The organism is Mycobacterium arosiense ATCC BAA-1401 = DSM 45069, assembly GCF_002086125.1.
Lineage (GTDB): Bacteria > Actinomycetota > Actinomycetes > Mycobacteriales > Mycobacteriaceae > Mycobacterium > Mycobacterium arosiense.
In genome coordinates, this window is sequence record NZ_MVHG01000016.1 from 1 (window position 1) to 25,795 (window position 25,795).

At 68.7% G+C, this 25,795-nt stretch carries 22 protein-coding genes and 2 pseudogenes; 17 read left to right on the top strand and 7 right to left on the bottom strand.

The window, feature by feature from the left end; all coding sequences use genetic code 11:
* Positions 1-105: 105 nt before the first annotated feature.
* From BST14_RS09495 to BST14_RS09520, 6 genes and pseudogenes are all read left to right on the top strand, one after another.
* Positions 106-603, top strand: a pseudogene (locus BST14_RS09495) (transposase); the annotation flags it as partial.
* A 14-nt stretch (positions 604-617) separates the two neighbouring features.
* Positions 618-1,745, top strand: a complete 1,128-nt coding sequence (locus BST14_RS09500; RefSeq protein WP_083064265.1) for a M24 family metallopeptidase — start codon at positions 618-620, stop codon at positions 1,743-1,745.
* Between the two features lie 36 nt (positions 1,746-1,781).
* Positions 1,782-4,064, top strand: coding sequence for a prolyl oligopeptidase family serine peptidase (locus BST14_RS09505; RefSeq protein ID WP_083064329.1), 2,283 nt, complete (start codon positions 1,782-1,784; stop codon positions 4,062-4,064).
* A gap of 89 nt (positions 4,065-4,153) precedes the next feature.
* The gene (locus tag BST14_RS09510) at positions 4,154-6,715 is read left to right on the top strand and encodes a WXG100-like domain-containing protein (protein WP_083064266.1); all 2,562 of its coding nucleotides are present in this window, start codon (positions 4,154-4,156) and stop codon (positions 6,713-6,715) included.
* A gap of 11 nt (positions 6,716-6,726) precedes the next feature.
* Positions 6,727-6,990 carry a hypothetical protein gene (locus BST14_RS09515; protein WP_083064267.1) on the top strand — a complete coding sequence of 88 codons (264 nt, stop codon included), beginning with the start codon at positions 6,727-6,729 and terminating at the stop codon, positions 6,988-6,990.
* A 113-nt stretch (positions 6,991-7,103) separates the two neighbouring features.
* The gene (locus tag BST14_RS09520) at positions 7,104-7,397 is read left to right on the top strand and encodes a hypothetical protein (RefSeq protein WP_083064268.1); all 294 of its coding nucleotides are present in this window, start codon (positions 7,104-7,106) and stop codon (positions 7,395-7,397) included.
* A 60-nt stretch (positions 7,398-7,457) separates the two neighbouring features.
* Here BST14_RS09520 and BST14_RS09525 read toward each other — a convergent pair whose 3' ends face one another.
* On the bottom strand, positions 7,458-7,868 hold the full coding sequence (locus tag BST14_RS09525; RefSeq protein ID WP_083064269.1) for a F420-dependent biliverdin reductase: 411 nt from the start codon (positions 7,866-7,868) through the stop codon (positions 7,458-7,460).
* Positions 7,869-7,903: 35 nt separating this feature from the next.
* Here BST14_RS09525 and dprE2 point away from each other — a divergent pair, with 35 nt between their 5' ends.
* From dprE2 to BST14_RS09545, 4 genes are read left to right on the top strand one after another with little or no spacing between them, the layout of a single operon-like run.
* The gene (gene dprE2, locus BST14_RS09530) at positions 7,904-8,653 is read left to right on the top strand and encodes a decaprenylphospho-beta-D-erythro-pentofuranosid-2-ulose 2-reductase (protein ID WP_083064270.1); all 750 of its coding nucleotides are present in this window, start codon (positions 7,904-7,906) and stop codon (positions 8,651-8,653) included.
* 43 nt (positions 8,654-8,696) lie between these two features.
* Positions 8,697-9,863: a precorrin-6y C5,15-methyltransferase (decarboxylating) subunit CbiE gene (gene cbiE, locus BST14_RS09535; RefSeq protein ID WP_083064271.1), complete on the top strand. Its 1,167-nt coding sequence runs from the start codon at positions 8,697-8,699 to the stop codon at positions 9,861-9,863.
* Positions 9,860-10,615 carry a precorrin-4 C(11)-methyltransferase gene (gene cobM / locus BST14_RS09540; RefSeq protein WP_083064272.1) on the top strand — a complete coding sequence of 252 codons (756 nt, stop codon included), beginning with the start codon at positions 9,860-9,862 and terminating at the stop codon, positions 10,613-10,615. The genes cbiE and cobM overlap by 4 nt, the downstream gene beginning before the upstream one ends.
* A complete protein-coding gene (locus BST14_RS09545; protein ID WP_083064273.1) occupies positions 10,615-11,343 on the top strand; it encodes a cobalt-precorrin-6A reductase in 729 nt (242 codons plus the stop codon). The genes cobM and BST14_RS09545 overlap by 1 nt, the downstream gene beginning before the upstream one ends.
* On the opposite strand, the gene sigC is transcribed toward BST14_RS09545, so the two are convergent.
* Both sigC and BST14_RS31395 read right to left on the bottom strand, forming a co-directional pair.
* Positions 11,332-11,886: an RNA polymerase sigma factor SigC gene (gene sigC / locus BST14_RS30850; RefSeq protein ID WP_245845354.1), complete on the bottom strand. Its 555-nt coding sequence runs from the start codon at positions 11,884-11,886 to the stop codon at positions 11,332-11,334. The two genes, BST14_RS09545 and sigC, sit on opposite strands and share 12 nt — an antisense overlap.
* Positions 11,887-12,006: 120 nt before the next feature.
* Positions 12,007-12,741: pseudogene (locus BST14_RS31395) on the bottom strand (DUF2275 domain-containing protein); the annotation flags it as partial.
* Positions 12,742-12,868: 127 nt separating this feature from the next.
* Here BST14_RS31395 and BST14_RS09555 point away from each other — a divergent pair.
* Complete coding sequence (locus BST14_RS09555; RefSeq protein WP_083064275.1) at positions 12,869-14,521, top strand: PPE family protein; 1,653 nt, start codon at positions 12,869-12,871, stop codon at positions 14,519-14,521.
* Positions 14,522-14,593: 72 nt separating this feature from the next.
* Here the strand turns inward: BST14_RS09555 and BST14_RS09560 are convergent, their stop codons facing one another.
* Genes BST14_RS09560 through cobG form a run of 3 tightly spaced genes read right to left on the bottom strand, consistent with a single transcriptional unit; the run spans position 14,594 to position 17,859 of the window.
* Positions 14,594-16,096, bottom strand: a complete 1,503-nt coding sequence (locus BST14_RS09560) for a precorrin-2 C(20)-methyltransferase (protein ID WP_083064276.1) — start codon at positions 16,094-16,096, stop codon at positions 14,594-14,596.
* The gene (locus tag BST14_RS09565) at positions 16,093-16,719 is read right to left on the bottom strand and encodes a precorrin-8X methylmutase (RefSeq protein WP_083064277.1); all 627 of its coding nucleotides are present in this window, start codon (positions 16,717-16,719) and stop codon (positions 16,093-16,095) included. Before BST14_RS09565 ends, BST14_RS09560 begins: the two co-directional genes overlap by 4 nt.
* 45 nt (positions 16,720-16,764) lie before the next feature.
* On the bottom strand, positions 16,765-17,859 hold the full coding sequence (cobG, locus tag BST14_RS09570; protein WP_083064278.1) for a precorrin-3B synthase: 1,095 nt from the start codon (positions 17,857-17,859) through the stop codon (positions 16,765-16,767).
* A 101-nt stretch (positions 17,860-17,960) separates the two neighbouring features.
* Between cobG and BST14_RS09575 the strand changes: the two genes are divergently transcribed.
* The 5 genes from BST14_RS09575 to BST14_RS09595 all read left to right on the top strand — a co-directional run bounded on the left by BST14_RS09575 (position 17,961) and on the right by BST14_RS09595 (position 24,453).
* Positions 17,961-18,788, top strand: coding sequence for an ABC transporter permease (locus BST14_RS09575; protein WP_083064279.1), 828 nt, complete (start codon positions 17,961-17,963; stop codon positions 18,786-18,788).
* An 11-nt stretch (positions 18,789-18,799) separates the two neighbouring features.
* The gene (locus BST14_RS09580; protein ID WP_083064330.1) at positions 18,800-19,555 is read left to right on the top strand and encodes an ABC transporter ATP-binding protein; all 756 of its coding nucleotides are present in this window, start codon (positions 18,800-18,802) and stop codon (positions 19,553-19,555) included.
* A gap of 170 nt (positions 19,556-19,725) precedes the next feature.
* Complete coding sequence (locus tag BST14_RS09585; RefSeq protein ID WP_083064331.1) at positions 19,726-20,400, top strand: alpha/beta hydrolase; 675 nt, start codon at positions 19,726-19,728, stop codon at positions 20,398-20,400.
* 56 nt (positions 20,401-20,456) lie between these two features.
* Positions 20,457-24,032, top strand: a complete 3,576-nt coding sequence (gene cobN / locus BST14_RS09590; RefSeq protein WP_083064280.1) for a cobaltochelatase subunit CobN — start codon at positions 20,457-20,459, stop codon at positions 24,030-24,032.
* Positions 24,033-24,063: 31 nt separating this feature from the next.
* Positions 24,064-24,453 carry a PPOX class F420-dependent oxidoreductase gene (locus BST14_RS09595; RefSeq protein ID WP_083064281.1) on the top strand — a complete coding sequence of 130 codons (390 nt, stop codon included), beginning with the start codon at positions 24,064-24,066 and terminating at the stop codon, positions 24,451-24,453.
* A gap of 27 nt (positions 24,454-24,480) precedes the next feature.
* Here BST14_RS09595 and BST14_RS09600 read toward each other — a convergent pair whose 3' ends face one another.
* On the bottom strand, positions 24,481-25,188 hold the full coding sequence (locus BST14_RS09600) for a dienelactone hydrolase family protein (RefSeq protein ID WP_083064282.1): 708 nt from the start codon (positions 25,186-25,188) through the stop codon (positions 24,481-24,483).
* 73 nt (positions 25,189-25,261) lie between these two features.
* Between BST14_RS09600 and BST14_RS09605 the strand changes: the two genes are divergently transcribed.
* Positions 25,262-25,789, top strand: a complete 528-nt coding sequence (locus BST14_RS09605) for an FxsA family protein (protein ID WP_083064283.1) — start codon at positions 25,262-25,264, stop codon at positions 25,787-25,789.
* Positions 25,790-25,795: the final 6 nt, after the last annotated feature.

Genomic DNA, 25,795 nt, shown 5'->3' on the forward strand with positions numbered 1-25,795 from the left:
ATGCTCAGGACGAGGGGTTTGGCGATTTCTCATCCTGCCGCCGAAGGACCCGTCCTCCTCACATCCCGACCATGCCGGCGTCTACAACGTCATGACCCGCAACATCTAGTCGCCGAGCTGGCTAGCGACGAGCTCGCTGCCATCGCCCGCCTGACCGAAACGATCAACGCATTGGCCAAACGCATCGGTGAGCGTGTCGCCAAGATCGCGCCTGTCTTAATGGCGATGCCCGGGTGCGGGGAACTGACCGCGGCCAAGCTCGTCGGTGAGACCGCAGGAGTGACCCGATTCAAAAGCGAAGCCGCCTTCGCCCGGCATGCCGGGGTGGCTCCAATACCAGTGTGGTCGGGCAACACCGCCGGACGGATCCGCGTGACCCGCTCAGGCAACCGACAACTCAACGCCGCTCTGCACCGCATCGCGGTCACCCAAATCCGCCTCCAGGGCCTCGGGCAGACCTACTACCGTCATCGACTAGCCGCCGGAGACTCCAATCCCGAAGCGCTGCGCTGCCTCAAACGCCGCTTCGCCCGCGTCGTCTTCGGTCACCTCCACACCGACCATCAAAACCCAACTCAGCCTTGCCAACCGGCAGCGGCTTGACATAGGAGAAACACATGGAGTCTCACCGCTTCGATGCAGCAGTGTATGAACGCCGGCTGGCGGCCGCGGCCAGTGCGGCCGCCGCCGCAGGTCTGGCCGGGCTGGTGATCACACCGGGATATGACCTGCGCTACCTGGTCGGTTCGCGCGCACAGACCCTGGAGCGGTTCACCGCGCTGGTGTTGCCCGCCTCAGGTGATCCGACGGTGGTGGTGCCGCGCCTCGAGCTGGCCTCGTTGAAGGAGTCGGCCATCGCCGAACTTGGCCTCGCGGTGCGGGATTGGGTCGACGGCGACAATCCCTACGATCTGGTGGGCTCCGTGTTGGGCGCTCCGCCCGCGGCCACCGCCGTCACCGATGCCATGCCGGCGTTGCACCTGCTGCCGCTGGCCGGTGTGCTCGGGGCGCTGCCGGTGCTGGCCACCGACGTGTTGCGCAGGCTGCGGATGGTCAAGGAGGAGTGCGAAATCGACGCGCTTCGCAAGGCCGGCGCGGCCATCGATCGGGTGCACGCCCGGGTGCCGGAGTTTTTGGTCCCGGGTCGCACCGAGGCCGACGTGGCTGCCGATATCGCGGATGCCATTGTGGCCGAAGGGCATTCGGAGGTAGCGTTCATCATCGTCGGATCCGGGCCGCACGGCGCCGACCCGCACCACGGGTATTCCGATCGCCAACTGCAGGTCGGCGACATCGTCGTCGTCGACATCGGCGGTGCGTACGAACCAGGCTATAACTCCGACTCCACGCGCACCTACAGCATCGGTGAGCCGAATCAAGAAGTAGCGCAACAGTATTCGGTGCTGCAACGCGCCCAACGCGCCGCCTATAACGCGGTGCGTCCCGGGGTGACGGCCGCGCAAGTCGACGCCGCCGCCCGCGACGTGCTGGCCGCCGAGGGGCTCGCCGAGTATTTCGTGCACCGCACCGGGCACGGCATCGGGTTGTCGGTGCACGAAGAGCCCTACATCGTCGCCGGAAACGCTCTGCCCCTGGCCGAGGGTATGGCCTTTTCGATCGAGCCGGGCATTTATTTCCCCGGCCGTTGGGGCGCTCGGATCGAGGACATCGTCGTCGTCACCCCCGATGGTGCCATGGCCGTCAACAACCGGCCGCACGAACTGATCGTGGTTCCGGTGGACTGACCCGAAGTGTCACCGGGTGTGCGTAGGTTAAGCGTGATGTCACTTCTGGATCTCCCGCGGCTTCCGATTCGCATTGCACGCCACGTCGTCGGCGCGGTCTTGCATCCCAAGGCACCCCCATCCCCGCCGGCACCGGCGCCGCCGGCCGAGCTGATCGTGGTCGACGGGATGCCCGAAAGCGTGCCGCCGGCCGCGCGGCGCCCCGAGCCCAAGCTGCCCGCGCCCGCGGGATGGCCGTTCGGCGAGGAGTTCCCGCGCACGTGCGGCGCGGGGCGGCTAGCCGGCGGCGCCCTGTTCTGGACCGACTTCCTCTACGACGACCACGGCGCGACGGGCATCCCGATCGGCGATCTGAAGATTCAGGCGCCGCCGCGCGGAACCTACGTCTATCCCGACGGTCCGGCGGCCGGCAACGGCGCCGACATCTTTCGCGTCGCCATCGGGCTGACGGAGACCCACACCTGGTGGCGGATCGACTGGAACACCCTGTTGGACGCGTCGGTGCCCATCGCGCTGTTCACCTTCGACACCGACCCCGCCCGAACGGCGGACGAACATTTGCCCGCCGGCGCCGGCGTGCGCTCGAAGGGCATCGACCTGGCCCTGCTGGTATCGGGCACCGGCGCGGCGCTGATCGACCTGACCACCCAGGTCAGGACGCCGGTCGAGCACAGCGTCGACATGCAGTCGCGGTCGTTCGTGGCGCAGGTACCGCGGTCGCTGGCGGAACCCACAGGCAGCTGGACGGTCCGCCTGGTCGCCGGGCTGGCCAACGCGACGGGGGACGGGTTCGCCGACGTGTCCGCCCTGCACGGTGCTCTGCCCGGCCAACCCAACGTGTACAACGTGGCATTCCGCACCAACGAGCAGGAGCCGGTGCACCTGAACTTCTGGTCGGACGCCGCCCAGGCCGCCGCCCTGACCCACGGCGACATCTCCGAATTCGCGCTGACGGTGTCGTGGGCTCAGCTAGCGGCCCGCAAAACCGTCCCCGGGCCGGTGATCACCGGCCCGTCGACCCGCTGGTATATGTCGTCGGTCGAACTCGGCCAAGGCCTGGAACAGGGCTGGGCCGCCAACGACATCCTGAGCACCAAGCCGCAATTCCTCGGCCGGGTGCAGCCGTATTCGATCTGCTTGCCCTCGAGCTACGCACCGGGTCGCACGCTGCCGCTGACCCTGCTGCTGCACTCGCTGTCCCTCGGACAGAGCCAATTCGCCGCGATCGACCCGCACCTGCTGCACCAGGTGTGCGAGGGCCGCGACTCGGTGGTGGTCACGCCGTTGGCCCGGGGACCGTCCACCTGGTACTTCGACACCGGTGAACTCGACGTCTGGGAAGTATGGGCGCGAGTCGCCGAACAACTGGGCACCGATCCCAATCGCACTGTGATTTGCGGCTATTCGATGGGCGGCTATGCGACCTACAAGCTGGGACTGAGCTACCCGCAGGTGTTCTCGCAAGCCGTGGTGCTGGCCGGGCCGCCGACGTGCGGTGTGCGGCTGGCGCCCCACGTTGACCTTCCCGCCGACCTTGACCTCGAATCGCCCTGCGCCCGTGAGGATGACACCTGGAAGCTGCTGGTGAACGCCCGGTGGCTGCCGTACGTCATTGCTCACGGGCTGCTCGACGAACTGGTGCCGTTCGCCTCGGCCGCGGAGCAGGTGCTGGAGCTGGACCGGCTGGGTTACCGCCACCGGTTCAGCGTTTACCCGCTCGAGGATCACATCGCTTGGGTGTTTCAAGACAAGTTCGAGGATCCGATCGCCCATATGGGAACCGCTCTGCGCCAAGCGGATCCAGGACACATCACGTTCGCCTGGTATCCGCAACTGGTGCGCGCCGATCTGGGCATCGGGCCGCACCAGGTGTGGTGGTTGTCGGAGTTGACCGCCGATCCCGGGGTGACCGCGCGGCGTGGGGCCGTCGCGGAGGTCGACGCGCGCTCGTACGCGCGGCCGGACCCCACGCACACCGTCCGGCACCATCGCGGCTTCATCCCACATTTCGAGCCGACGCCCGGGGTGTACAGCGAGCTGGACTGGCAAGTGGGACGCCCGGTCGGCCCGCTGCCGTATTTGACGTTGCGCCTCACCGGAGTTGCCAGTTTGAGGGTCGATATCGCGCGAGCCGGGCTGGCCGCGTTGCCGACGTCGACCATCACGGTGGCCACCGATGTCGCCGCCGAGATCACGCTCGGTGGGTTGCCTGCGGCGGTTGACGTGCAACTCGATGGTGAACCGGCCGGGGCGACGGTCGCGGTGTCGCCTGGGCGACACCGCATCACGTTGACGGCCGCGGCGGCTGTTAATCGGTGAGTTGTGGCGCTAGGTGATCGTCGCTAACTTGGCGAATTGATCCGTGGGTGAATAGCGGCGACGGGCGGCCCTGAGCGAAACTTTCGCACGTGGCTTTCTTGGCTGTCGATCCGGAGGCGATGTACGCCGCGGGTAGCGCCGTGGGAGCCGCCGGCGGTGGTCTAGCGGCGAGCCTGACGGTCCTGGCGGCTGGTTTCTCGGCGCACACCGGTGTCGACCGCGCCGGCGAGGTGTTCGGCTTGGCGTATCAAGACACGGCCAAGTCGTTGTTGGAGGCTGCGGCCGCCGCCGTCAACGCGTGCCAGAAATGCGAGGCCGTCATCCAGCAGGGGGCATCGAACTATTCGAACGTCGAGGCGGCTTCGACGCTGGGTGGCGGAAGTGGCGTGTTGGAGGCACCGTCACCGCCCGTTGAGGTTGCCGCGCCCGGCCCCCCGGGGACGTGGGGTAAAGGGGAGCCGCCGCCGCTGCTGTGGGCGGTCGTGCAGGCGTTCGTCTTCGAGTTATGGCCCGATGGTGACGTGGCGGGTCTGCGCGCGGCCGCGTCCCGTTGGCGCGGCTTCGCCGCGGCGGCCCGCGGGGTGCAGGGAACTCTCAACGCCTCGAAGACGCTGTTTGACAGCCAGCATATTCCCGAAGGCGAGAACATCGACAATGCTTTGACCGAGATAGGCGCTGCCACAACGGCTATCGGTGCGCAGTGCGACAGACTGGCCACCAAGATCGACGAATTCGCCCGAAGTGTAGACCACGCGCAACACGCGATCCGGGATCTGCTGCACCGGATCGAAGCGCTAGGCGACCTCGGTCACGACATCATGCTCATCATCGACGGCGACGCGTGGGACGAGATCCAAAAGATCGCCAAGGACATCAACGCCGTGCTGCAGCATCTCGGACAGGAAGCCCGGGCCTTCGAGGAGGCGATCAGGCTGCTCATGCAAGCGGCCGATCGCGAGATCGTCACCTGCGAGAAGTATGCGCGCCTCGGACTCATCAAATTTCTGGGTGAAGACGTCGGCAATCCGGTGGCAACCGCGTTGGACTTCGGGATAAACGTCCAGGAGGGCGTTGTCAAAGGCGCGGTCGGCATGGGGTTAAGCCTCGTCGACCTGAGCCCGCATTGGATCGCCGTCGATCCCCAGGGTGCTGCCGCGACCTGGGGTGGCCTGGCCAAGAGCGCATGGAGAGAAAGTTTCTTCAACGCCGCCATCAATCCGCAGGAATTCGCGCAAGCGCGACTGCAGGAGCTCAAAAGCCTTGTGCATGCCGAGGATTGGAGTCGGGATCGGCCGGGTTTGGGAGCCGGCGAAGTCGCGTTCGACCTGGGCAGCCTGTTCGCCCCCGGTCTCGGTGAGGCGGGCGCGGCGGCGGACGGTGCGGGCGCGGCCGCGCGCGGCGCCGAGACAGAGGTGGACGCCGCCGGCTCGGCTGGGCTTGCCGGCGGGAAAGGGGTCGACGGGCTCGGCGGGATCGCAGGTGCCCGCGGTGCGCTGACCGACATCGCCAAATCAAGCGCCGATCTGCCCAATAACCTCGAAGGTGCCACCAAGGATTTGCCGGAGATCAAGCCTCCTGCGAGTGGCAGTCCGGTGGCGATGCCGCCCGGCAAGCCGATTGAGCCGCCGGTCGAGGCGGCGCCGCGGTCGACCGACGGCGCCCCGGGCGCGGCGCACGGGTCGACGCCTGCGACGCGATCGCCGGGGAGCCCCAACGACCCAGTGTCCGTGCCATCCGGCCGGCCGCACGAACCCACCGCGGTGCCGGCGGAGGGTCCGCATGAGCCGGCATCCGTGCCGGCCGGTGGCGCCCACGACCCAGTCGCCGAGCCGTCGGGTGGCCCGCACGAGCCGGCTTCGGTGCCGGCCGCCGGTTCACGCCCTGCCTCTGTGCAGGCGGCGGGTGACGGGTTGTCGTCGGCAACTCCCCAATTATTCGAACATTCGCCGGGGCCGGCGTCGCCGAGCGGATCTGCTGGTGAGGTCGCCCCGATCGGCGCCCACCAACCGGCGCCGTCCGCGCTGGCGGCGAGTCCGCATCTCGAGACTCCAGGCGGGCGCCCGGCAGAATTGTTAACGCCGAGTGGCGGTGGCGCGCATGGCCCCGGCGACGGCGGGCCGCCGGGTGGACACACGCCCGAAGGGCCGCACGGCGACGATGGGTCGGCCAACGGGCTAACCGCGGAGAGGCGCGACGAAATCATTGCTATGCCCAAAGGGACTCGGCCCGATCCTTCGGAGTACTTGTCACCAAAATATATCGACAGTCATCTGCAAAAATTCAGCGACGGCGCCACGCGGTTCATGCCTGAAAGCAATCTCGAGAAATACGGTATCGCTCAGCGGGACGGGACGTCATTTGTGATGCCCAGTCACGAAGCCGATGCAATGAAAGCAGCCACCGGTGGAGACCTGCGGGAAATGGAGAACGAGCTGGGACTACCTCGAGGATTTCTGGACTCCAATAAGATTGTCAGGATAGATATCTCTGACCCAGAAGACTTCAATCTGCGGATTCCATCGGGCAACGAAGCGGGTGCGAACGAGCAGTGGAATCCCGGAGGGATCTTACCTAATGGCGCGTCGGAGGCGGTCATAGATGGGGGACTGATACCGCCAGATCACTACACTGTATCCGATGTCTTCGAGTAGAAAGAAATGTTATGAGATTTGATGACACATATTTTTCGCGAGAAGATAGGTACTCGATTGGCGTGGAGTCAATTTCGGGCCGTTACTACGCGTCGATACCGGTAAGCAACGGAATTGTCGACTACGAAGAATATTACGAACTTACACCTGACCAATACCACCGGTTCCTTGCCGACAGACAAGCGGCGGTCGACTTCATTGAAACCTGCCGTCGGCATGAGCACGACGATCTACTTTTGCAGCAACCCGGAAATAATCGCGGAACGCCCGTTTGAAAGTCGGTCGAATCTCCACGACCAACGCACATTCCACTGTCGCCAAGGTGGGCAACCACTTGGCCCGAAATGATCACTGAGACAACATCTTCCGAAGCGATGGAGTAACGAGCATGAATCCGGCAACCATCAATGCCGCCATCGTCGTAGCTATCGGTGGCACTGCTATTCCTCATGTGGATGTGCAGAAGATGCGAGAGGTATACGGGCCATCGCAAGCCGAAGCGCTCGCACTGCGCGTTTCCGATCTGGTGCAAGAGGCGGCCAGTATGGCAATCGAATGGGGCGACACGACGGTAGTTGGGAGCGTGAACGACCTCGTGCGGCGATTCCGCGAGAAACATCAAGACTTGTCCGGAGAAGCATTGCACGAGATCGGTCGATGCGTCGGATGGAACCTTCGTTAACCGACAAGCCTTAGCGGTGAGCAAGCGCACCAAGACAGGACGGAAAGCTCCGTCGCCTTACTACGCGCCACGATCCAAAAGACCCGACGACCCGAGCACCCGCTCGATCTGAACCTCGATGACCACGCGTCGCGGGTTGGGGCGCGGCGTGCGGTAACGCTGGGCGTATCGCAGCTCGGCGTCGCGCACGGCATCGGGGTCGTTGTTGACCTTCGACCGGCCCTCCAGCGACAGCCACCGCGCGCCGTCCACCTGGCTGAGCACGGCCAGCCCGCCGCGATCGGCGTTGACCGCCTTCTGCGAACCCCCGGTGGTGATGACCCGCGCGATGTGCGTCTTGGGGTCGAAGGTGAATCCGACCGCCACCACGTGCGGCGAATTGTCGGCTCGCAGCGTGGTCAGCATGGCCAGATGCCGTTCCGACAGGAACGCCAGCGCGTCGTCGGTGAGCCGGGTAGTGGTATTCGCCATCACCGCCCACGCTAGCGCAGGAGATAATCGCAGCCGTGGACGACACGGGCGCAGGTCCAGTACTGATCCTGGGCGGTCGCAGCGAGATCGGGATCGAATTGGCGCGGCTTCTGGCGCCGGGCGCGACGGTCGTGCTGGCCGCCCGCCACTCCGATCAACTCGATGAGCAGGTCGATGCGCTCAAAGTCGCCGGAGCCACGGCGGTCGATACCCGGGAATTCGACGCCGACGACCTGGCCGCGCACGGGCCGCTGGTCGACTCGATCATCGCCGAGCACGGTCCCATCGGCACCGCGGTGTTGGCGTTCGGAATCCTGGGCGATCAGGCCCGTGCCGAAACCGATGCCGCGCACGCGGTCGCCGTCGTGCACACCGACTATCTCGCCCAGGTCAGCCTGCTCACCCATTTGGCCACCGCCATGCGCAAGGCCGGCGAAGGCCAGTTGGTGGTGTTCTCCTCGATCGCCGGCGCCCGCGTGCGCCGCGCCAACTACGTCTACGGCTCGGCCAAGGCCGGCCTGGACGGATTCGCCAGCGGCTTGGCCGACGCGCTGCACAATACCGGGGTCCGGCTGCTGATCGCCCGCCCGGGATTCGTCATCGGGCGCATGACGGAAGGAATGACGCCCGCACCGCTGGCGAGCACACCCGCGCAGGTGGCCGCCGCGACCGCGCGTGCGCTCGCAAAGGGCCGACGCACGGTGTGGATCCCAGGCGCGCTCGGGCCCGCGGCGGTTGTGATGCGACTGCTGCCGCAGTTCCTCTGGCGCAGGATGCCGCGATGATCCGCGGCGCTCACGACGAGCGCCGTGATGAGGAGCGGCGCTCATGATCATCGTGGTGGGCATCGGCGCCGACGGCATGCCCGGACTCGGCGAGGCGTCACGCGTCGAACTCCGCGGTGCCGCAGTTATTTACGGTTCTAAGCGGCAACTCGACCTCCTCGACGACACGGTGTCGGCGCCGCGGCGGCAATGGCCGTCACCGATGCTGCCCGCGCTGCAAACGTTGCTCGACGAGCACACGGGCGACGTCCACGTCGTGGCCAGCGGCGATCCGTTGCTGCACGGCATCGGGGGCACCCTGATCCGCCTGCACGGCCGCGACAACGTCAGGGTGTTGCCGCACGTGTCCTCGGTGACGCTGGCGTGCGCGCGGATGGGTTGGAACGTCCACGACACCGAGGTGATCAGCCTGGTCACCGCGCAGTCGCGCACCGCGGTGCGCCGCGGCGGCCAAGCGATCGTGCTGTCACAGAACAAGTCCACCCCAACCGAACTCGCCGCCCTGCTCACCGCGCATGGCCGGGGAGATTCCGAATTCACCGTTCTCGAACGCCTCGGCGGCCCAGACGAGCGCCGTCGTGGTTCCACCGCCCGCGAGTGGGCCGGCGACCGAGACCTCGACGATCTCAACGTGATCGCCGTGCGCTACCTGCCCGACGACCGCGTCTCGCCCCTGCCCGACGACGCGTTCACCCACGACGGGCAGATCACCAAACAGGGAATCCGCGCGGTGACGCTGGCCGCCCTGGCGCCGCGGCCGGGAGAGCGGTTGTGGGACGTCGGCGCCGGCTCGGGCAGCATCACTGTCGAGTGGTGCATGAGTGGGCGCGGTTGCAGCGCAGTGGTTTTCGAGCGCGACGAGCGGCGCCGGCGCAACCTCGAACTCAATGCCGCGGCCTTCGGGGTCGACATCGAGGTGCGTGGCGAGGCCCCCGAAGCATTTGCCGGTGCCGAGCCGCCGTCGGCGATCTTCATCGGCGGCGGGCTGACCCAGCCCGGTCTGCTCGACGCATGCCTGGACAACCTGCCCGCGGGCGGACGGCTCGTCGTCAACGTGGTGACCATCGAATCGGAAGCCGTTCTGGCGCACGCGCATCAGCGCCTGGGGGGTCACCTGCGGCGCTTCCAGCACTATCACGGCGAGCCGCTGGGCGCCTTCACCGGCTGGCGCCCGCAGTATCCGGTCACCCAATGGGTGGTGACCAAATGACGGTATATTTCATCGGGGCCGGGCCGGGTGCCGCCGACCTCATCACGGTGCGCGGCCAGCGGCTCCTGCAATCCTGCCCGGTGTGCTTGTACGCCGGATCGATCATGCCCGACGACCTGCTCGCGCTGTGCCCGCCGGGCGCGAAAGTCGTTGACACCGGGCCGCTGACGCTGGAGCAGATCATCACCGAGATCAGCGAGGCGCACGCCGCCGGCCACGACGTCGCGCGCTTGCATTCCGGTGACCCGTCGCTGTACAGCGCGCTGGCCGAGCAGTGCCGCCGGCTCGACGCCCTGGGGGTCGACTACGAAATCGTGCCCGGGGTCCCGGCTTTCGCCGCCGCCGCGGCCGCACTGAAGCGCGAGCTCACCGTCCCCGGCGTGGCACAGACGGTGACACTGACCCGGGTGGCCACGCTGTCCACCGCCATGCCGCCCGGCGAAGATCTGAAGACCCTGGCCCACTCCGGCGCGACGTTGGTCCTGCACCTGGCCGCCGCGCAGATCGATGCCATCGTTCCGCAACTCGTCGAAGGCGGCTACCGTGCCGAAACACCCGCAGCCGTGGTGGCTTTCGCCAGCTGGCCGCAAGAGGCGGTGCTGCGTGGCACTCTGGCCGACATCGCCGAGCAGATGCATCGGGCCGGCATCACTAAAACCGCCGTCATCGTGGTCGGTGACGCGCTGACCGCCGGGGGATTCACCGACAGCTACCTGTACTCGACCGGGCGGGCGCGGGGGAGCCGGCACTGATGCGGGTCCTGCTGCTTGGCGGCACCGGTGAGGCGCGCGCATTGGCGAAAGCGCTGCATCCGCGCATCGACATCGTCAGCTCCCTGGCCGGCCGGGTGCCCGACCCTGCCCTGCCGGTCGGCCCCGTGCGCATCGGGGGCTTCGGCGGCGTCGACGGATTACGGCGCTGGCTGCACGATGAGCGCATCGAGGCCGTCGTTGACGCCACCCACCCGTTCGCGGCCACCATGACGGCGCATGCCGCCGCCGCCTGCGCCGAGTTGCAGATTCCTCATCTGATCCTGGCGCGTCCCGCCTGGGACCCAGGCACCGCCATCGTCGTCGACTCCAACACCGAGGCCGCTGAAACCGTTGCCCGGCAGGGCTATTCGCGGGTGTTTCTCACCACCGGGCGTTCGGGCGTGCGGGCCTTCACCGGCAGCGACGCGTGGTTTCTGATTCGCGCGGTCACCGACCCTGACCCGTCGGTATTGCCGCGCCATCATCGGGTGATGCTCTCCCGCGGACCGTATGGCTACGACGACGAGTTCGCCCTGTTGCGTGACCATCGCATCGACGCGCTGGTCACCAAGAACAGCGGCGGGGACATGACGCGCGCGAAGCTGGATGCCGCCGCGGCGCTCAACGTTGCGGTCGTGATGGTGGCGCGGCCGCCGCTACCGGCCGGCGTGCTGACCGTTGACACGGTGGCCGAGGCCGCCGAATGGGTTGGCGCGTTAGCCGGTTAGGTGGCCGCGCTCGCCATCCGCCAGCAGCGCGTCGCGGGCGCGGGCAACGCGGGAGCGGATGGTGCCCACCGGACAACCGCACACCGCGGCGGCGTCGGCGTAGGGCAAGCCGAGCAATTGGGTGAGCAAAAGCGCTTCGCGCTGTTCGGCGTTCAGGTTGGCGATCATCGTCGTGACTTCGACCAAGTCCTCGAACCCACGGGCGTGCCGGTCCCCGCGCACCACGTGCTCGGGATCGGCGCCCAGGGCGGCGCGGGGCCGCGACTGCAGATGACGAATGTGGTCGGCCACCACGCGGCGCGCGATCGAGAGCAGCCAGGTCCGGGCGCCCGAACGCCCGGAGAACCGCTCGATGGCGCCGATGGCGCGCAGAAAAGTCTCTTGCGTCAGATCGTCGGCGCTGCCCGCGTCCGACAGATAGGCGACGAACCGCCACACGTCTTGCTGAGTGGCCTTGATGAACGCCTCGAGCGCTCGCGCGTTTCCGCGCGCGGCTGACAACGCGAGCTCGGTCACGGCCTCGTCATCGCTCGGCGCGATCATGCCCAACCACCTTTGTTGTGCGAACTTTTCGATTCTACGACGCCCCGTCGTAGACGGTGCGGTGGGGTGGAGGGCCGCATGGTTGATGGGCCGCAGATGCCCACGCCTCCGACCACCGGGCGCGTCCGCGCCCCAGGCGGGAAAGTCGGCATCGTCCGAGGCGTCCGAGCCCCGCCGTCGGTGCGGGCCCATCCGTTCCCGCGCCACCAGCAACGCGAACGCCACGCCCAACAGCAGGGGCATGTGGCTGGCGATGCGCGTGGCGGTCACCTCGCCGTCGAAGGCGTCGACGATGACATAACCGAGCAGCGCAACGGAATAGACCCCGGTGATGGCCGCCACCCCCGAGGCCGAGGCGGGCCAGACACCCGCCGCAATCATCGCCAGGCCCAACGCCAGCAACCATGCCGTGGACTCGTGCATCAGGTGCTCGCCCGACGTCGCGCCGTGCATGTGGCCGGACACCATGCCGAAATCGATTCCGCTGATCTGGGCGGCGGCGATCGCCACCTGGAAAAGGCCGACGGCGATCAGGCCCCAGCGCCGGTAGTGCGACCGCAGCCAACGCATCCGGGCCTGGTGGCCGGTGGCCTGGTCGCCGATGCTGGCCATGATTTTGTCGACCAGATCGGGTCCCTCGCTGGGCGTCACCGAGGCCAGGCGGCGCGTCTGCACCGCCGCTCCGATCAACCAGGAGCGGCAGCTGCGGCACGATTCGAGGTGGGCATCGACTTGCTGCGCGAGCACCTGGGGACGCTCGCCGTCCAATCGAGCCGACAGCGCTTCGCGCGCAATCTCACACCGCATCCCTGCATCGTTGCGCATGGCCCGGCCCCGCGCAAAGACTCGCCACATTTGGCTCGGGACGAAATTGCCGGGAACTAAACCGCGCCGACAACCGACCTCTGGTCGTACGCATCGCCAGCCCACCCACGAGATGCTCCGAAGAGGTGTTCGTGTTCGCGCTTGAAGGCCCCCGACGATGACCGCCCCGATCTGGATCGCGTTTCCGCCCGAAGTGCACTCGACGCTGCTCAGCAGCGGCCCCGGCCCCGCGCCGCTGTTGGCCGCCGCCACGGCATGGTCATCGCTGAGCACCGACTATGCCACCGCGGCGGCCGAGCTCAGCGGAGTATTGGGCGCGGTGCAGGCGGGTTCGTGGGACGGCCCGAGCGCGGATCAGTATGTTGCCGCACACGCCCCTTACCAGGCCTGGTTGCTGGAAAGCGCGGCCAAGAGCACGACGGCCGCGGCCCTGCACGAGACCGCGGCCACCGCCTACACCACCGCGCTGGCCGCCATGCCGACGCTGGGCGAACTCGCGGCCAACCACGCGGTGCACGGCGCATTGGTCGCCACGAACTTCTTCGGCATCAACACAATTCCGATCGCCGTCAACGAGGCCGACTACGCGCGGATGTGGGTCCAGGCCGCCACGACGATGACCACCTACCAGGCCGTCAGCGAATCCGCACTGGCGGCGGTCCCGGCGACCACCCCCGCGCCGACGATCGTCGCGCCGGGTTCCGAGGCCGGCACGGCCGGCGTCGCGGCGGTGCAGGCGGCCGCGGTCGCGCCGGCCGCGGATTCCGGCTCCAACCTCAACAACGCCGACACCTCGAGCGCCCAGCAGCAGGCGACGACGCAGACCTATCCATCCTGGATGGACCAGCTCACCCAGTGGCTGCAGCAGTACACCCAGAATTTCGCCTGGCCGGTCTCCAAGGACCTCAACCCCGGCGGGTGGCCCTTCCCGCCGGCGCCTTTCGTCAATGGCCTCGCTTCGTTCTTCAGCCAGTTGGGCTTTTCGCCGGCCCTGTCGACCGCGCTGGGCTGGGCCATCTTCCACACGCTGATGATCTTCTGGCCGTTCATTCAGCTCGCGATCCAAATGGCGGTGGTGCTGGCGCCTGTCGTTGTGGCCGCAGTCGGCGCGGCCGCGGCGGGCGGGGCGGCCGCGGCGGTCACCGCGATCAGCGTCGCGGTCCCGCTCTCCACGCCCGCGCCCCTGCCGGCGGTCGCGGCGGCGCCCGCGCCGGTGGTCGCCCCGGCCCCGGCAATCGCCACCGCGCCCGCGAGTGTAAGTCACGTGCCCACAACATCCACCGCGCCCGCGACGACCGTCGCCGGGTCGGCGGGCGGCGGACCGGTCGGTGGTGGACCCGGTGTCGGCTTCGGTCCCACGGCAACCGACGGAATCGGGGCGAATCTGTCCAACTCCCTTTATGCCGTGGGTCTTTCGGGACTATCGGCGCGCGGCAGCGCGAGCAGCCGGTCGCGGCGCAAGTCCGAGGAACCGTCGTCTGACGACCTCGACACGCCCGCCGCCGCGGCCGCGGCCGCCGACGCAAAGAAGAGGGCGCGGGCCCGCCGGCGTCGCGGCGGTACCGCCACCGAGCGCGCCTACCGCTACGAATTCATGGACTTCGACGAGGGGACTACTGCCGCCGGTGACGCCGAAGACCCGTACGGCGCCCGCCCGTCTGAGGAGAGTGCGGGTCCGCTCGGGTTCGCCGGTGTCGCAACCAAATCCGATGCCGCGCAAGCTGCCGGGCTGGCGACGCTGACCCGCGACGGGTTGAGCGGTGACGGCCCCACCCTGCCGATGATGCCGAGCACCTGGGACAGCGACTAGTAGGGCAACCGGGTTCAGCCCTACGACGATGCAGCCCGCGCAGCGGGGTGAGGAGGAGTAGGGCAATCGGGCTCAGCCCTGGTAGCGCCGGGGGGTGAACACTCGGTCGGTGGAATCGTGTGAGTACCACTGGGTTTGGGACGACCCGACGATCAGCAGGCAGCGCATGTCGATCTCGGTAGGCTCGAGATCGGCCAACCTGACCACGCGGACGTCCTCGTCGGGGCCGGACACGTTGCGGCCGACCACCACCGGGGTGCCGGGTTCGCGGTGGGCCAGCAATATGTCGCGCATTGCCCCCACCTGCCAAGTTCGCGATTTGGAGGCTGGGTTGTAAATCGCCAGCACCAGGTCGGCGGCCGCGGCGGCCTGCAGTCGCGCGGAGATCACCTCCCACGGCTTGAGGCGGTCGGACAGCGAGATCACCGCGTAGTCGTGCCCCAAGGGCGCACCGACCCGGCTGGCGACGGCCTGGGCCGCCGTCATCGCCGGAATCACCCGCACCTGCACACCCGGCCACTCCTTGGCCTCTTCCAGCACCGCCGTCGCCATCGCGAACACGCCCGGGTCGCCCGACGACACCACCGCCACGGCGCGACCCTGTTCGGCCAGTGCGCACGCCAACCGGGCCCGTTCGGGCTCGTCGCGGTTATCGCTGGGGTGACGCTGCTGTCCGTCGCGCACCGGGACGCGGTTCAGATAGCCGCCGTAGCCGATCAGGTCGGTCGCGGCGGCCAGCTCGCGTCGGGTCTGCGGCGTCATCCAATCCATGTCGCCGGGGCCCAGACCCACCACGGTGACGCTGCCGGCGGCCGGGGCGCGCCGTCCGCGCTGGCCGCCCGGCAGGATGGCCAGCGAGAAGTACGGAACGTCGGCCTCGTCGACGTCGGCGGCGGGCAGTATGCGTTGCGTGGCGGTGCTGGCTCGCTCCACGTAGAACGCGTCGTCAAGTTGTCCCGATGCCGAAAGAGCTTCCCGCACAGCATGATACGAACGCCCGAGCTTGAGCACTACTGCGGCGTCGGCGTCGGTGAGCCGACCGGTCAGCTCTTCGACCGGCAGGGTGCCAGGCAATACCGACAACACCTCGTCGCCCGCCACCAACGGGGTCGCGATGGCCGCCGAGGCGGCGCTCACCGACGTCACGCCCGGCACGATGACCGCGTCGAACCGTTCCGTCAGCCGCGTGTGCAGATGCATGTAGGAGCTGTAGAACAGCGGATCGCCCTCGGCCAGCAAAGCCACATTGCGACCGGCGTCGAGGTGCGCCGCGATGCGCTCGGTGGCCTCGACGTAGAAGTCTTCAATCGCACCGGCATAACCGCCGGGATGGTCGGTCGTCTCGGTGGTGACGGGATAGACCAGGTGCTCTTCGATCTGACCCGGCCGCAGGTACGGTTCGGCGATGCCGCGCGCGATGCTGCGGCCGTGCCGGGCGCTGTGGTAGGCCACCACGTCGGCCTCGCCGATTACCCGTGCGGCCTTGACGGTCACCAATTCCGGGTCACCCGGGCCCAGCCCGACGCCCCACAGCGTCCCCCTGTAGGCGCTTTGCGCGGTGCCCCCTGCGCTCACTCGCGGTCGCTCGCGATCGCGTTGACGGCGGCGGCGGCCATGGCACTGCCGCCCCGGCGGCCGCGCACCACCAGATACGACGTCCCCCGGGGGTTGTCGATGAGTTCCTGCTTGGACTGCGCCGACCCGACGAAACCCACCGGCCCGCCCAGCACCCCGGCCGGCGGGGCCAGCCCGTCATCGATCAGCTCGAGCAACCGGAACAGCGCGGTCGGGGCGTTGCCGATGGCCAGCACCGCGCCGGGCAGCCGGTCCGCCCACAGCTCCACGGCGGCCGCCGAGCGAGTGGTCTGGCGGCGCGCGGCCAGTTCGGCAGCCCGGGGATCGGCCACCAGGGACACCACCCGGTTGTCGGCCGGCAATCGCGCGGCGGTGATCCCGGCCGCCACCATCGACGAATCGCACAGCACGGGGGCGCCACCGCGTAGGGCGGCGCCGACCCGGTCGACGACGTCGTCGGTGAAGGCGACGTGCTCGGCCACGTCGACCTGCCCGCAGGTGTGAATCAGCCGGACCACCACCCGTGCCACGTCGGCGGGGAATCGCGCCAGATCGGCTTCGGCGCGGATCGTCGCGAACGACTGGCGATAGATCTCCGCCGCGTCGCGGATGTAGTCGAGCACCCGCCCACCATAAGGCTCTCCCGCGCGGCGACCCGCCGCACCCGGCTACAGGCGCCGGTATCCCTCCGGGCCGGCCACCAGCACCTCACCGGCGAGCGGACTGCCGCACGCCCGGTCGCAGCCGACGAAGTGACGGTGCACCGTCGAATCGGGATCCAGCGACCGCGCGGCGTCGGCCCGCACATCGGCGGCCGAGCGCGCGCAGCCGGGGCTGCCGGTGCAGGCGCTGACGGTCAGCCAGGGCGAGTTCTCGTCGAACACCAGGCCCAGGGGCGCCAGGACGCGCAACGCAACGTCGGCGACCTCTTCGGAAAGGTCACACACCAGCACCGAGCGCCACGGCGTGATCACCAGCGGCGCCTCGATCGCCGCGAGGTACTCCGCGACGCGCGCCGGCAGCACGCCCAACGGCACCGCGGCACCCAGCGTCACCCGGCCGTCATCCTGATCGATCCAGCCCACCGGCGCCTTGGTGACGGCAGGAAACGAGGCGGCGCGCGGTTCGGCATCGGGTAGCAGCAGCCGCACGTCGTCCAATTCCTGGACGCGCCAAGCGGTTCCGCGGATATCGACGAACCGCATCGCGAGAGCGACGAGCGTCTCGACCACCTCATCGGCCGCCACCCGGACGCCGGTGTCGCGTCCGGCCAGCAGCAGCGCGCAGCCGTCGGGAAACGCGTGCACGCCGACGTCGGCGCGCAGCCCCGATACGTCGGCGCGCCCGTCGTCCAGGCCGAACCAGAATCGACCGCCCAGCTCGGCGAGCCTGGGCTCGCCGCAGATCGCCGCGTCGAGCTCGCCGACCCAGCGCCGCACATCGAGGTGACCGCCGGATCGCCCCGACAGCGGTGAGGCCACGACATTGCGGACCCGCTCGTGCGTCGTCGACGGCAACAGGCCCGCAGCGGCGAGCGCCTCACCGACCGCGGTGACGTCCGTCAGCCGGCGCAACTGCACATTGCCCCGAGCGGTCAGCTCGAGCGTTCCCGAACCCGACGCGGTGGAGACGGCGGCCAGCGCGGCCAGTTGGGCGGCCGTGATCACGCCGCCGGGCAGCCGGACCCGGGCCAACGCGCCATCGGCGGCCTGGTGCACCTGCAGCGCACCCGGGCATGCGTCGGTGTCGCGCGTCCTGGCCACCCGTCCACGGTACGGCCCCGGCGCCACGCGCCGGCCGGGGTTGCCTTCAGCCAGACGCAAACCCTTACCCCAACCCCCGCCGGCGCCTTAGCGTCGGCACAGTGAGCATTGCCACCGCGCTCGACGCTGCGTCGAGCAAGCCGGCCAACGCCGCGGCCGCCGGGGCGAGCGGGCTGTGGGGGCGCCGCAAATGGGAAATCGTGCGCGTCGTGTCGCCGCTGGCGTTGTTGGCGCTGTGGCAGCTGGGCAGCGCGATCGGCATCATTCCCGCCGACGTGCTGCCGGCGCCCTCGTTGATCCTCGAGGCCGGCGTGGAGGTGACCCGCAACGGTCAGCTCGGCGACGCGCTGCACATCTCCACCGTCCGCGTCGTCGAGGGGCTGCTGCTGGGCGGGGTCATCGGGATCGTGGCGGGCGCGGCGGTCGGCCTGTCCCGTTGGGTCGAATCGACAGTGGACCCGCCCATGCAGATGGTCCGGGCGCTGCCGCACCTGGGGCTGATCCCGCTGTTCATCCTCTGGTTCGGGATCGGCGAGCTGCCCAAGGTGTTGCTCGTGGCGCTGGGCGTGGTCTTCCCGCTCTACCTCAACACTTTCTCGGCCATCCGCCAGGTCGACCCTAAGATGCTGGAGACCGCTCAGGTGCTGGGCTTTTCGTTTACTCAGCGGTTCGCCCGGATCATCGTGCCGAGCACCGCGCCGCAGGTGCTCGTCGGTCTCCGGCAGTCGCTGGCCATCGCGTGGTTGACGTTGATCGTCGCCGAGCAGATCAACGCCGACAAGGGGATCGGGTTTTTGATCAACAATGCCCGCGATTTCCTGCGGATCGACATCATCATCTTCGGGCTGACCATCTACGCCCTGCTCGGCATCATCACCGATGCGATCGTCCGACTCATCGAGCGGCGCACACTGCGCTACCGACAGTGAAAGGTTCCGGTTTGACTCTCATCGCTGAATCGGACGCCGCCACCCGCGGGCGGACCGACGTCGCCGGCGAGCTGCGCCACGTCGATAAGTGGTATGGAAACCGATTGGTGCTCAACGACGTATCGGTGCGCGTGAAACGCGGCGAGATCGTCGCACTGCTCGGACGCAGCGGCTCGGGCAAATCGACGGTGCTGCGGGTGCTGGCCGGTCTGTCGCGCGACCACAGCGGGCAGCGCGTGGTGTCCGGCGCCCCGGCGCTGGCATTCCAGGAGCCGCGCCTTTTTCCGTGGCGCGATGTGCGCACCAACGTCGGCTACGGCCTGACCCGCAGCCGCCTCCCGCGACAGCAGGTGCGGGAGCGCGCCGAGCGCGCCCTGGCCGACGTCGGGCTGGCCGACCGCGCCGGCGCGTGGCCCCTGACCCTGTCCGGCGGTCAGGCGCAACGTGTTTCGCTGGCCCGGGCACTGGTCGCCGAACCGCAACTGCTGCTGCTCGACGAACCGTTCGGCGCGCTCGACGCGCTGACCCGGTTGACCATGCACACACTGTTGCTAGATCTGTGGCGCCGGCACGGTTTCGGGGTGCTGCTGATCACGCACGACGTCGACGAAGCGGTGGCGCTCGCCGATCGCGTGCTGGTGCTCGAGGAAGGCCGCATCATCCAGACGCTGGCCATCGACGAGCCGCGCCGCGCACCCGGTGACCCCGGCCCCCACACCGAGCGGCACCGCGCGGAGCTGTTGAACCGTCTTGGCGTGCGGCTTTGAGCAAGCGGTTTCGTCGCGCCGGCCGCCACGGTCGCAGTGCTGGCTACCGGAATGGGCTTCGCGCACCGAAAGTTTGGGGCCAAGCCGCCACCGGCGGCCGTGACGGCGCTGCGCCAAGCCCTCGCGCCCGAGAGGATTGAACACGCGACAGTATGGGCATCCTGGTGCCCGTGAGAACGGTGGAGTATGCCCCGGGCCGGCTGGCCGACGTCTTCGGTGAGCCGGCGCCATCCACGATCCTGCTCTGGCACGGGGCGCAAACCGACGCCCGCGCGGCCGTCGGCCCGCTGGCCGGCATGCTGGCCGGTCGCGCCGCGGTGGTGGTCGCGCCCGACTGGAACTCCCATGCCGAGGACGGCGGACGCGCGGACCTGTTAGCGTCGCTGGAGTTCGTCCGCAACCTGGCCACCGACGCCGAGCGCATCCTGCTCGTCGGGTGGTCGATGGGGGGTGCCGCCGCCGCCGGCGTCACGCTGCACGCGGGGCGGCTCGACTTCGTCCCCGCACACACGGTTTGCCTCGCCGGAGCCTTCATGGTCCCCGACCCGATCTTCGGGGCGCCCCCGGCCGACGTTCTGAACGGTGCCGAAGTCGGTTCACCGTTCACGTTGCTGCACGGAGTCGATGACGACGTCGTCCCCGTCGACGCGAGCAGAGACTTCGCCGCCCGCCTAAAACGGGCCGGCTGGCCGGTGGAAATGGTTGAGCTGGCGGCCGATCACGGCTCGATCGCGGGTGCCGACTACGACGCCGTCGCGGACCGCTACGAACCGGCCAAGGACGGGCCGGCCCGGATCGTGGCCCAACAGGTTGCCGACCGGATCGCGGCGATGCTGGGCGGTTGAGCGGTGCGGCGCGGCCCAGTAAGCGCGGCCGCGGCCCGCTGCGGTACGAATGGTAAGTGGCTGAGCCGACCATCCTGCTGCTGTCGACCTCCGATACGGACCTGATCAGCGCCCGATCCAGCGGGAAAAACTATCGCTGGGCCAACCCGTCTCGGCTGTCCGAAGCCGAACTGCCCGACCTGCTGACCGATGCCGCCATCGTGGTGGTGCGCATCCTCGGCGGCTACCGCGCCTGGCAGAGCGGTATCGACGCGGTGATCGCCAGTGGGGTGCCCTCGGTATTGGTCAGCGGCGAGCAGGCCGCCGACGCCGAGCTGACCGGCCTGTCCACGCTGTCGGCCGGCATAGCGGTGCAGGCACACATCTATCTCGCCCACGGCGGCGTCGACAACCTGCGTCAGCTGCACGCGTTCCTGTCGGACACGGTGCTGATGACCGGGTTCGGGTTCACCCCACCGGTGGTGACGCCGACATGGGGTGAGCTGTCGCGACCGAACGCCAAAAATGCCGACGGCCCCACGATCGCCGTGCTGTATTACCGCGCGCAGCACCTGGCCGGCAACACCGGCTACGTCGAGTCGCTGTGTCGGGCCATCGAGGAGGCCGGCGCACGCCCGATGCCGATCTACTGCGCGTCGTTGCGCACCGCCGAACCCGAACTGCTGCAACGGTTGGGTGACGCCGACGCCATGGTGGTCACCGTGCTGGCGGCCGGGGGACTGAAGCCGGCCACGGTGTCCGCCGGCGGCGATGACGACAGCTGGAACGTCGAACACCTTGCCGCCTTGGACATTCCGATCCTGCAGGGGTTGTGCCTGACCAGCGCGCGCTCCTCGTGGCGCGAGAACGATGACGGCCTGAGCCCGCTCGACGTGGCCAGTCAGGTTGCGGTGCCGGAGTTCGACGGCCGCATCATCACGGTGCCGTTCTCCTTCAAGGAAATTGACGAGGACGGGCTGATCTCCTATGTCGCCGACGCGGAACGCTGCGCCCGCGTCGCGGGACTGGCGGTACGCCATGCGCAGCTGCGACATGTCGCACCGGCGGACAAGCGGGTGGCCCTGGTGTTCTCGGCCTATCCCACCAAGCACGCCCGCATCGGCAACGCCGTCGGCCTGGATACGCCGGCGAGCGCCGTCGCGCTGCTGCAAGCGATGCGCGAGCACGGCTACCGGATCGGTGAGTTGCCCGGCGTCGATGCCAATGACGGCGACGCCCTGATCCACGCGCTGATCGAGCGGGGCGGCCAGGACCCCGATTGGCTCACCGAAGGCCAGCTGGCCGGCAACCCGATCCGGGTGTCCGCCAAGGACTACCGTGCATGGTTCGCCACCCTGCCCGCCGAATTCACCGACGCCGTCACCGAGCATTGGGGCCCGGCGCCGGGGAATCTGTTCGTGGACCGCAGCAACGACCCCGACGGTGAAATCGTGATCGCCGCACTGCAATCGGACAACCTGGTGCTGATGGTGCAGCCGCCTCGCGGCTTCGGGGAGAACCCCGTGTCCATCTACCACGACCCGGATTTGCCGCCCAGCCACCATTACCTGGCCGCCTACCACTGGCTGGACACCGGTTTCGGCTCGCACGCGGTGGTGCACCTGGGCAAGCACGGCAATCTGGAATGGTTGCCCGGTAAGACGCTGGGCATGTCGGCGGCGTGCGGGCCCGACGCCGCGCTGGGCAACCTGCCGATGATCTACCCGTTCCTGGTCAACGACCCCGGCGAGGGCACCCAGGCCAAGCGGCGCGCGCATGCCGTCCTGGTCGACCATCTCATCCCGCCGATGGCCCGCGCCGAATCCTACGGTGACATCGCACGTTTGGAGCAGCTGCTCGACGAGCACGCCAACGTCGCGGCACTGGATCCCGGCAAGCTGCCCGCCATCCGCCAGCAGATCTGGACGCTGATGCGGGCCGCGAAGATGGACCACGATCTGGGCCTGACCGAACGGCCCGAAGAAGACTCCTTCGACGACATGCTGCTGCACGTCGACGGCTGGCTGTGCGAGATCAAGGATGTCCAGATCCGCGACGGCCTGCACATCCTGGGCCAAAAGCCCACGGGGGAAGCGGAACTGGACCTGGTGCTGGCGATCCTGCGGGCACGCCAACTGTTCGGTGGCGAGCGCACCCTGCCCGGATTGCGGCAGACCCTCGGCCTGGCCGAGGACGGCACCGATGACCGCACCGCGGTCGATCGAACCGAGGCCGCGGCCCGCGAGCTCGTTGCCGCGCTACAGGCGACGGACTGGGACGCCGATGCGGCCGAACGGATCACCGACAATGCCGACGTGGCCGCGGTGCTGCGCTTCGCGGCCACCGAAGTGGTGCCACGGCTTGCCGGCACCTCCGCCGAAATCGAGCAGGTGCTGCGCGCCCTAAACGGCCGCTTCATCCCGGCCGGCCCGTCGGGCTCACCGCTGCGCGGCCTGGTCAACGTGCTGCCCACCGGCCGCAACTTCTACTCCGTCGACCCCAAGGCGGTGCCGTCTCGTCTGGCCTGGGAAGCCGGTGTGGCGCTGGCCGATTCGCTGCTCACCCGCTATCGAGACGACCACGGGCGCTGGCCACAGTCGGTCGGGCTGTCGGTCTGGGGCACCTCGGCCATGCGCACCGCCGGTGACGACATCGCCGAAGTCCTTGCCCTGCTGGGCGTTCGGCCGGTGTGGGACGACGCGTCGCGGCGCGTCGTCGAGCTGGCACCGATTCCGTTGACCGAGCTGGGCCGCCCGCGCATCGACGTGACGGTGCGCATCTCCGGCTTTTTCCGCGACGCCTTCCCGCATGTCGTGACCATGCTCGATGACGCGGTGCGGCTGGTCGCCGACCTGGACGAGCCCGCCGGGGATAACTACGTGCGTGCCCACGCCCAAGCCGACCTGGCCCAGCATGGCGATCAACGACGTTCCACCACAAGGCTTTTCGGATCCAAGCCGGGCACCTACGGCGCCGGGTTGCTGCAGCTGATCGACAGCCGCAACTGGCGCGACGACGCCGACCTGGCCGCGGTGTACACCGCGTGGGGCGGCTTCGCCTACGGCCGCGACCTGGACGGCCGCGAGGCCGTCGACGACATGAACCGCCAGTACCGGCGCATCGCGGTGGCCGCCAAGAACACCGACACCCGCGAACACGACATCGCCGACTCCGACGACTACTTCCAGTACCACGGCGGCATGGTGGCCGCGGTGCGCGCGCTGACCGGCCGCGCGCCGGCCGCCTACATCGGCGACAACACCCGCCCCGACGCCATCCGCACCCGCACCCTGTCGGAGGAGACCACCCGGGTGTTTCGGGCGCGCGTGGTCAATCCGCGCTGGATGGCGGCGATGCGCCGGCACGGATACAAGGGCGCGTTCGAGATGGCGGCGACCGTCGATTACCTGTTCGGCTACGACGCCACCGCTGCGGTGATGGCCGATTGGATGTACGAACAACTCACCGAGCGCTACGTGCTGGACCCCGAGAATCGCAAGTTCATGTCGGAGTCGAATCCCTGGGCGCTGCACGGCATGGCCGAGCGGCTGCTGGAGGCGGGCCGGCGCGGCATGTGGGCGGAGCCGCGCCCGGAGACCCTGGACGGGCTGCGGCAGGCGCTGCTGGAAACCGAGGGCGATCTGGAAGGCTGACTTCCGCCCCCGCCCGGCGTAGGTTGACACCGTGACGCCGACTTTCGCCGACCTCGCCAGGGCCCAGTACCTCCTGCTGACCACATTCACCAAGGACGGCAGGCCCAAGCCGACGCCGATCTGGGCGGCCGTGGACACACAGCGCGGCGACCGCCTCCTGGTCATCACGCAGGAAAAGTCGTGGAAGGTCAAGCGAATCCGCAACACCCCGCGGGTCACGTTGGCCACCTGCACCATGAACGGTCGCCCCACCAGCGAGGCCGTCGAGGCGACCGCGGCCATCCTGGACAAGTCGGAAACGGCGGCGGTCTACGACGCGATCGGCAAGCGTTACGGCATCGTGGGCAAGGTGTTCAACCTCTTCAGCAAGCTGCGCGGCGGCATGCAGAACAACGTTGGCCTCGAGCTGAAAGTGGCCTGATTCGAAGCGACTTCGACCCGCTGACGACTACGTCGCGGCGCCGGTCCCCAGATGCTCGCCGAAGAACGCGAATACCCGCCGCCACGCGTCTTCGGTGGCGTCGCGGTCGTAGCCGAAACCCGCGATGCGAAGCAGCGGTTGGCCGGGCAGCTCGTTGGCGAAGCTGTGCCCGACGCCCGGGTAGGTCTTCACATCGGCGGTGATGTTCTTTGCGGCGATGGTCTTGCTCAGCTTTTCGGGCGCCCCCCGCCCCAGCGGGTCCCGGCCGCCGAAGCTCGCCACCACCGGGCACGCGCCGTCGAGCGTCTTGTCGAGGTTGCGCGGCAGGGGAGCGCCGTAGAACGGTGCGGAGGCACCAAAACCTCTGGGAGACATGACAAGAGCGAACTGGCCGCCCATGCAGAAGCCCGCGATACCGACCTGGCCGGAACACTCCGGCATGGCCTTCAGGTGGTCCCGCGCGGCCAGGATGTCGTCCAAGGCGCGGCCGCGCTGCGTCTGCAGCTCCTTCATGACGCGCGTGATGCAGCGGATGCGGCCACCGCGTGCATACAAGTTCGGGGTCAGCGCCAGATAACCCGCCGCGGCGATGCGGTCGTTGATCGATTGCTTGTCTCGTCCGTAGCCGATCGCATCGTGGATCACCACCACACCAGGCCACGGGTCGTGCCCCGAGGGCGTGCTCAGTAACGCATCGATCGGTCCGTCGGGGGTGTCGATCTGAATCGTCGTCATAGCGTCATCTAACTGCAATCGCACCGCCGAACACCACGGGAACTTCGGTGCGGCCCGCGGACGTTGGTCTGGCATGGTGTCGCGGCTGTTATTGATCTACGCCGTCGTCGAACTCGCGGTGATCTTCGCACTGGTGTCGACGATTGGATGGGGCTGGACCCTGCTGGTGCTGTTGGCGACCGTCTTGCTCGGTTGGGGCCTCGTCGCCCCGATGGCGGGTTCGCACCTCATCCGCCGGATCGGGCGACTGCGCTCCGGCCTGGCCGAGCAACGCTCCGCGGCCGGCGACGGTGCGCTGGTCAGCCTGGCCGCGCTGCTGGTTCTGGTCCCCGGACTGGTCAGCACCGCGCTGGGCCTGCTGCTGTTGATCCCGCCGGTGCGGTCGGCCGTCGGCCCCGGGCTGACCGCACTGGCGGTGCGCAAACTGCAGCGCCAGATGCCCGGACTCGGCTATGCGAACGCCCTTCGCCCGCAGCCCCGCCCGGCTAGCGGCTACTACCCGGATGCCGGCCGCGGCCGTGGCGACTACATCGACGGTGAGGTCATCGATGTCCACGCTGTCGAGGCGCCGGCGCGGCCGCACCCATTCGACGGACGCTGACGCGGG

Bases quoted from the DNA above. Each gene is read 5' to 3' on its own strand.
- BST14_RS09500 (WP_083064265.1), top strand. From the start codon at position 618: ATGGAGTCTCACCGCTTCGATGCAGCAGTGTATGAACGCCGGCTGGCG.
- BST14_RS09505 (WP_083064329.1), top strand. From the start codon at position 1,782: ATGTCACTTCTGGATCTCCCGCGGCTTCCGATTCGCATTGCACGCCAC.
- BST14_RS09515 (WP_083064267.1), top strand. From the start codon at position 6,727: ATGAGATTTGATGACACATATTTTTCGCGAGAAGATAGGTACTCGATT.
- BST14_RS09520 (WP_083064268.1), top strand. From the start codon at position 7,104: ATGAATCCGGCAACCATCAATGCCGCCATCGTCGTAGCTATCGGTGGC.
- BST14_RS09525 (WP_083064269.1), bottom strand. From the start codon at position 7,868: ATGGCGAATACCACTACCCGGCTCACCGACGACGCGCTGGCGTTCCTG.
- cbiE (WP_083064271.1), top strand. From the start codon at position 8,697: ATGATCATCGTGGTGGGCATCGGCGCCGACGGCATGCCCGGACTCGGC.
- cobM (WP_083064272.1), top strand. From the start codon at position 9,860: ATGACGGTATATTTCATCGGGGCCGGGCCGGGTGCCGCCGACCTCATC.
- BST14_RS09545 (WP_083064273.1), top strand. From the start codon at position 10,615: ATGCGGGTCCTGCTGCTTGGCGGCACCGGTGAGGCGCGCGCATTGGCG.
- sigC (WP_245845354.1), bottom strand. From the start codon at position 11,886: ATGATCGCGCCGAGCGATGACGAGGCCGTGACCGAGCTCGCGTTGTCA.
- BST14_RS09555 (WP_083064275.1), top strand. From the start codon at position 12,869: ATGACCGCCCCGATCTGGATCGCGTTTCCGCCCGAAGTGCACTCGACG.
- BST14_RS09600 (WP_083064282.1), bottom strand. From the start codon at position 25,188: ATGACGACGATTCAGATCGACACCCCCGACGGACCGATCGATGCGTTA.
- BST14_RS09605 (WP_083064283.1), top strand. From the start codon at position 25,262: ATGGTGTCGCGGCTGTTATTGATCTACGCCGTCGTCGAACTCGCGGTG.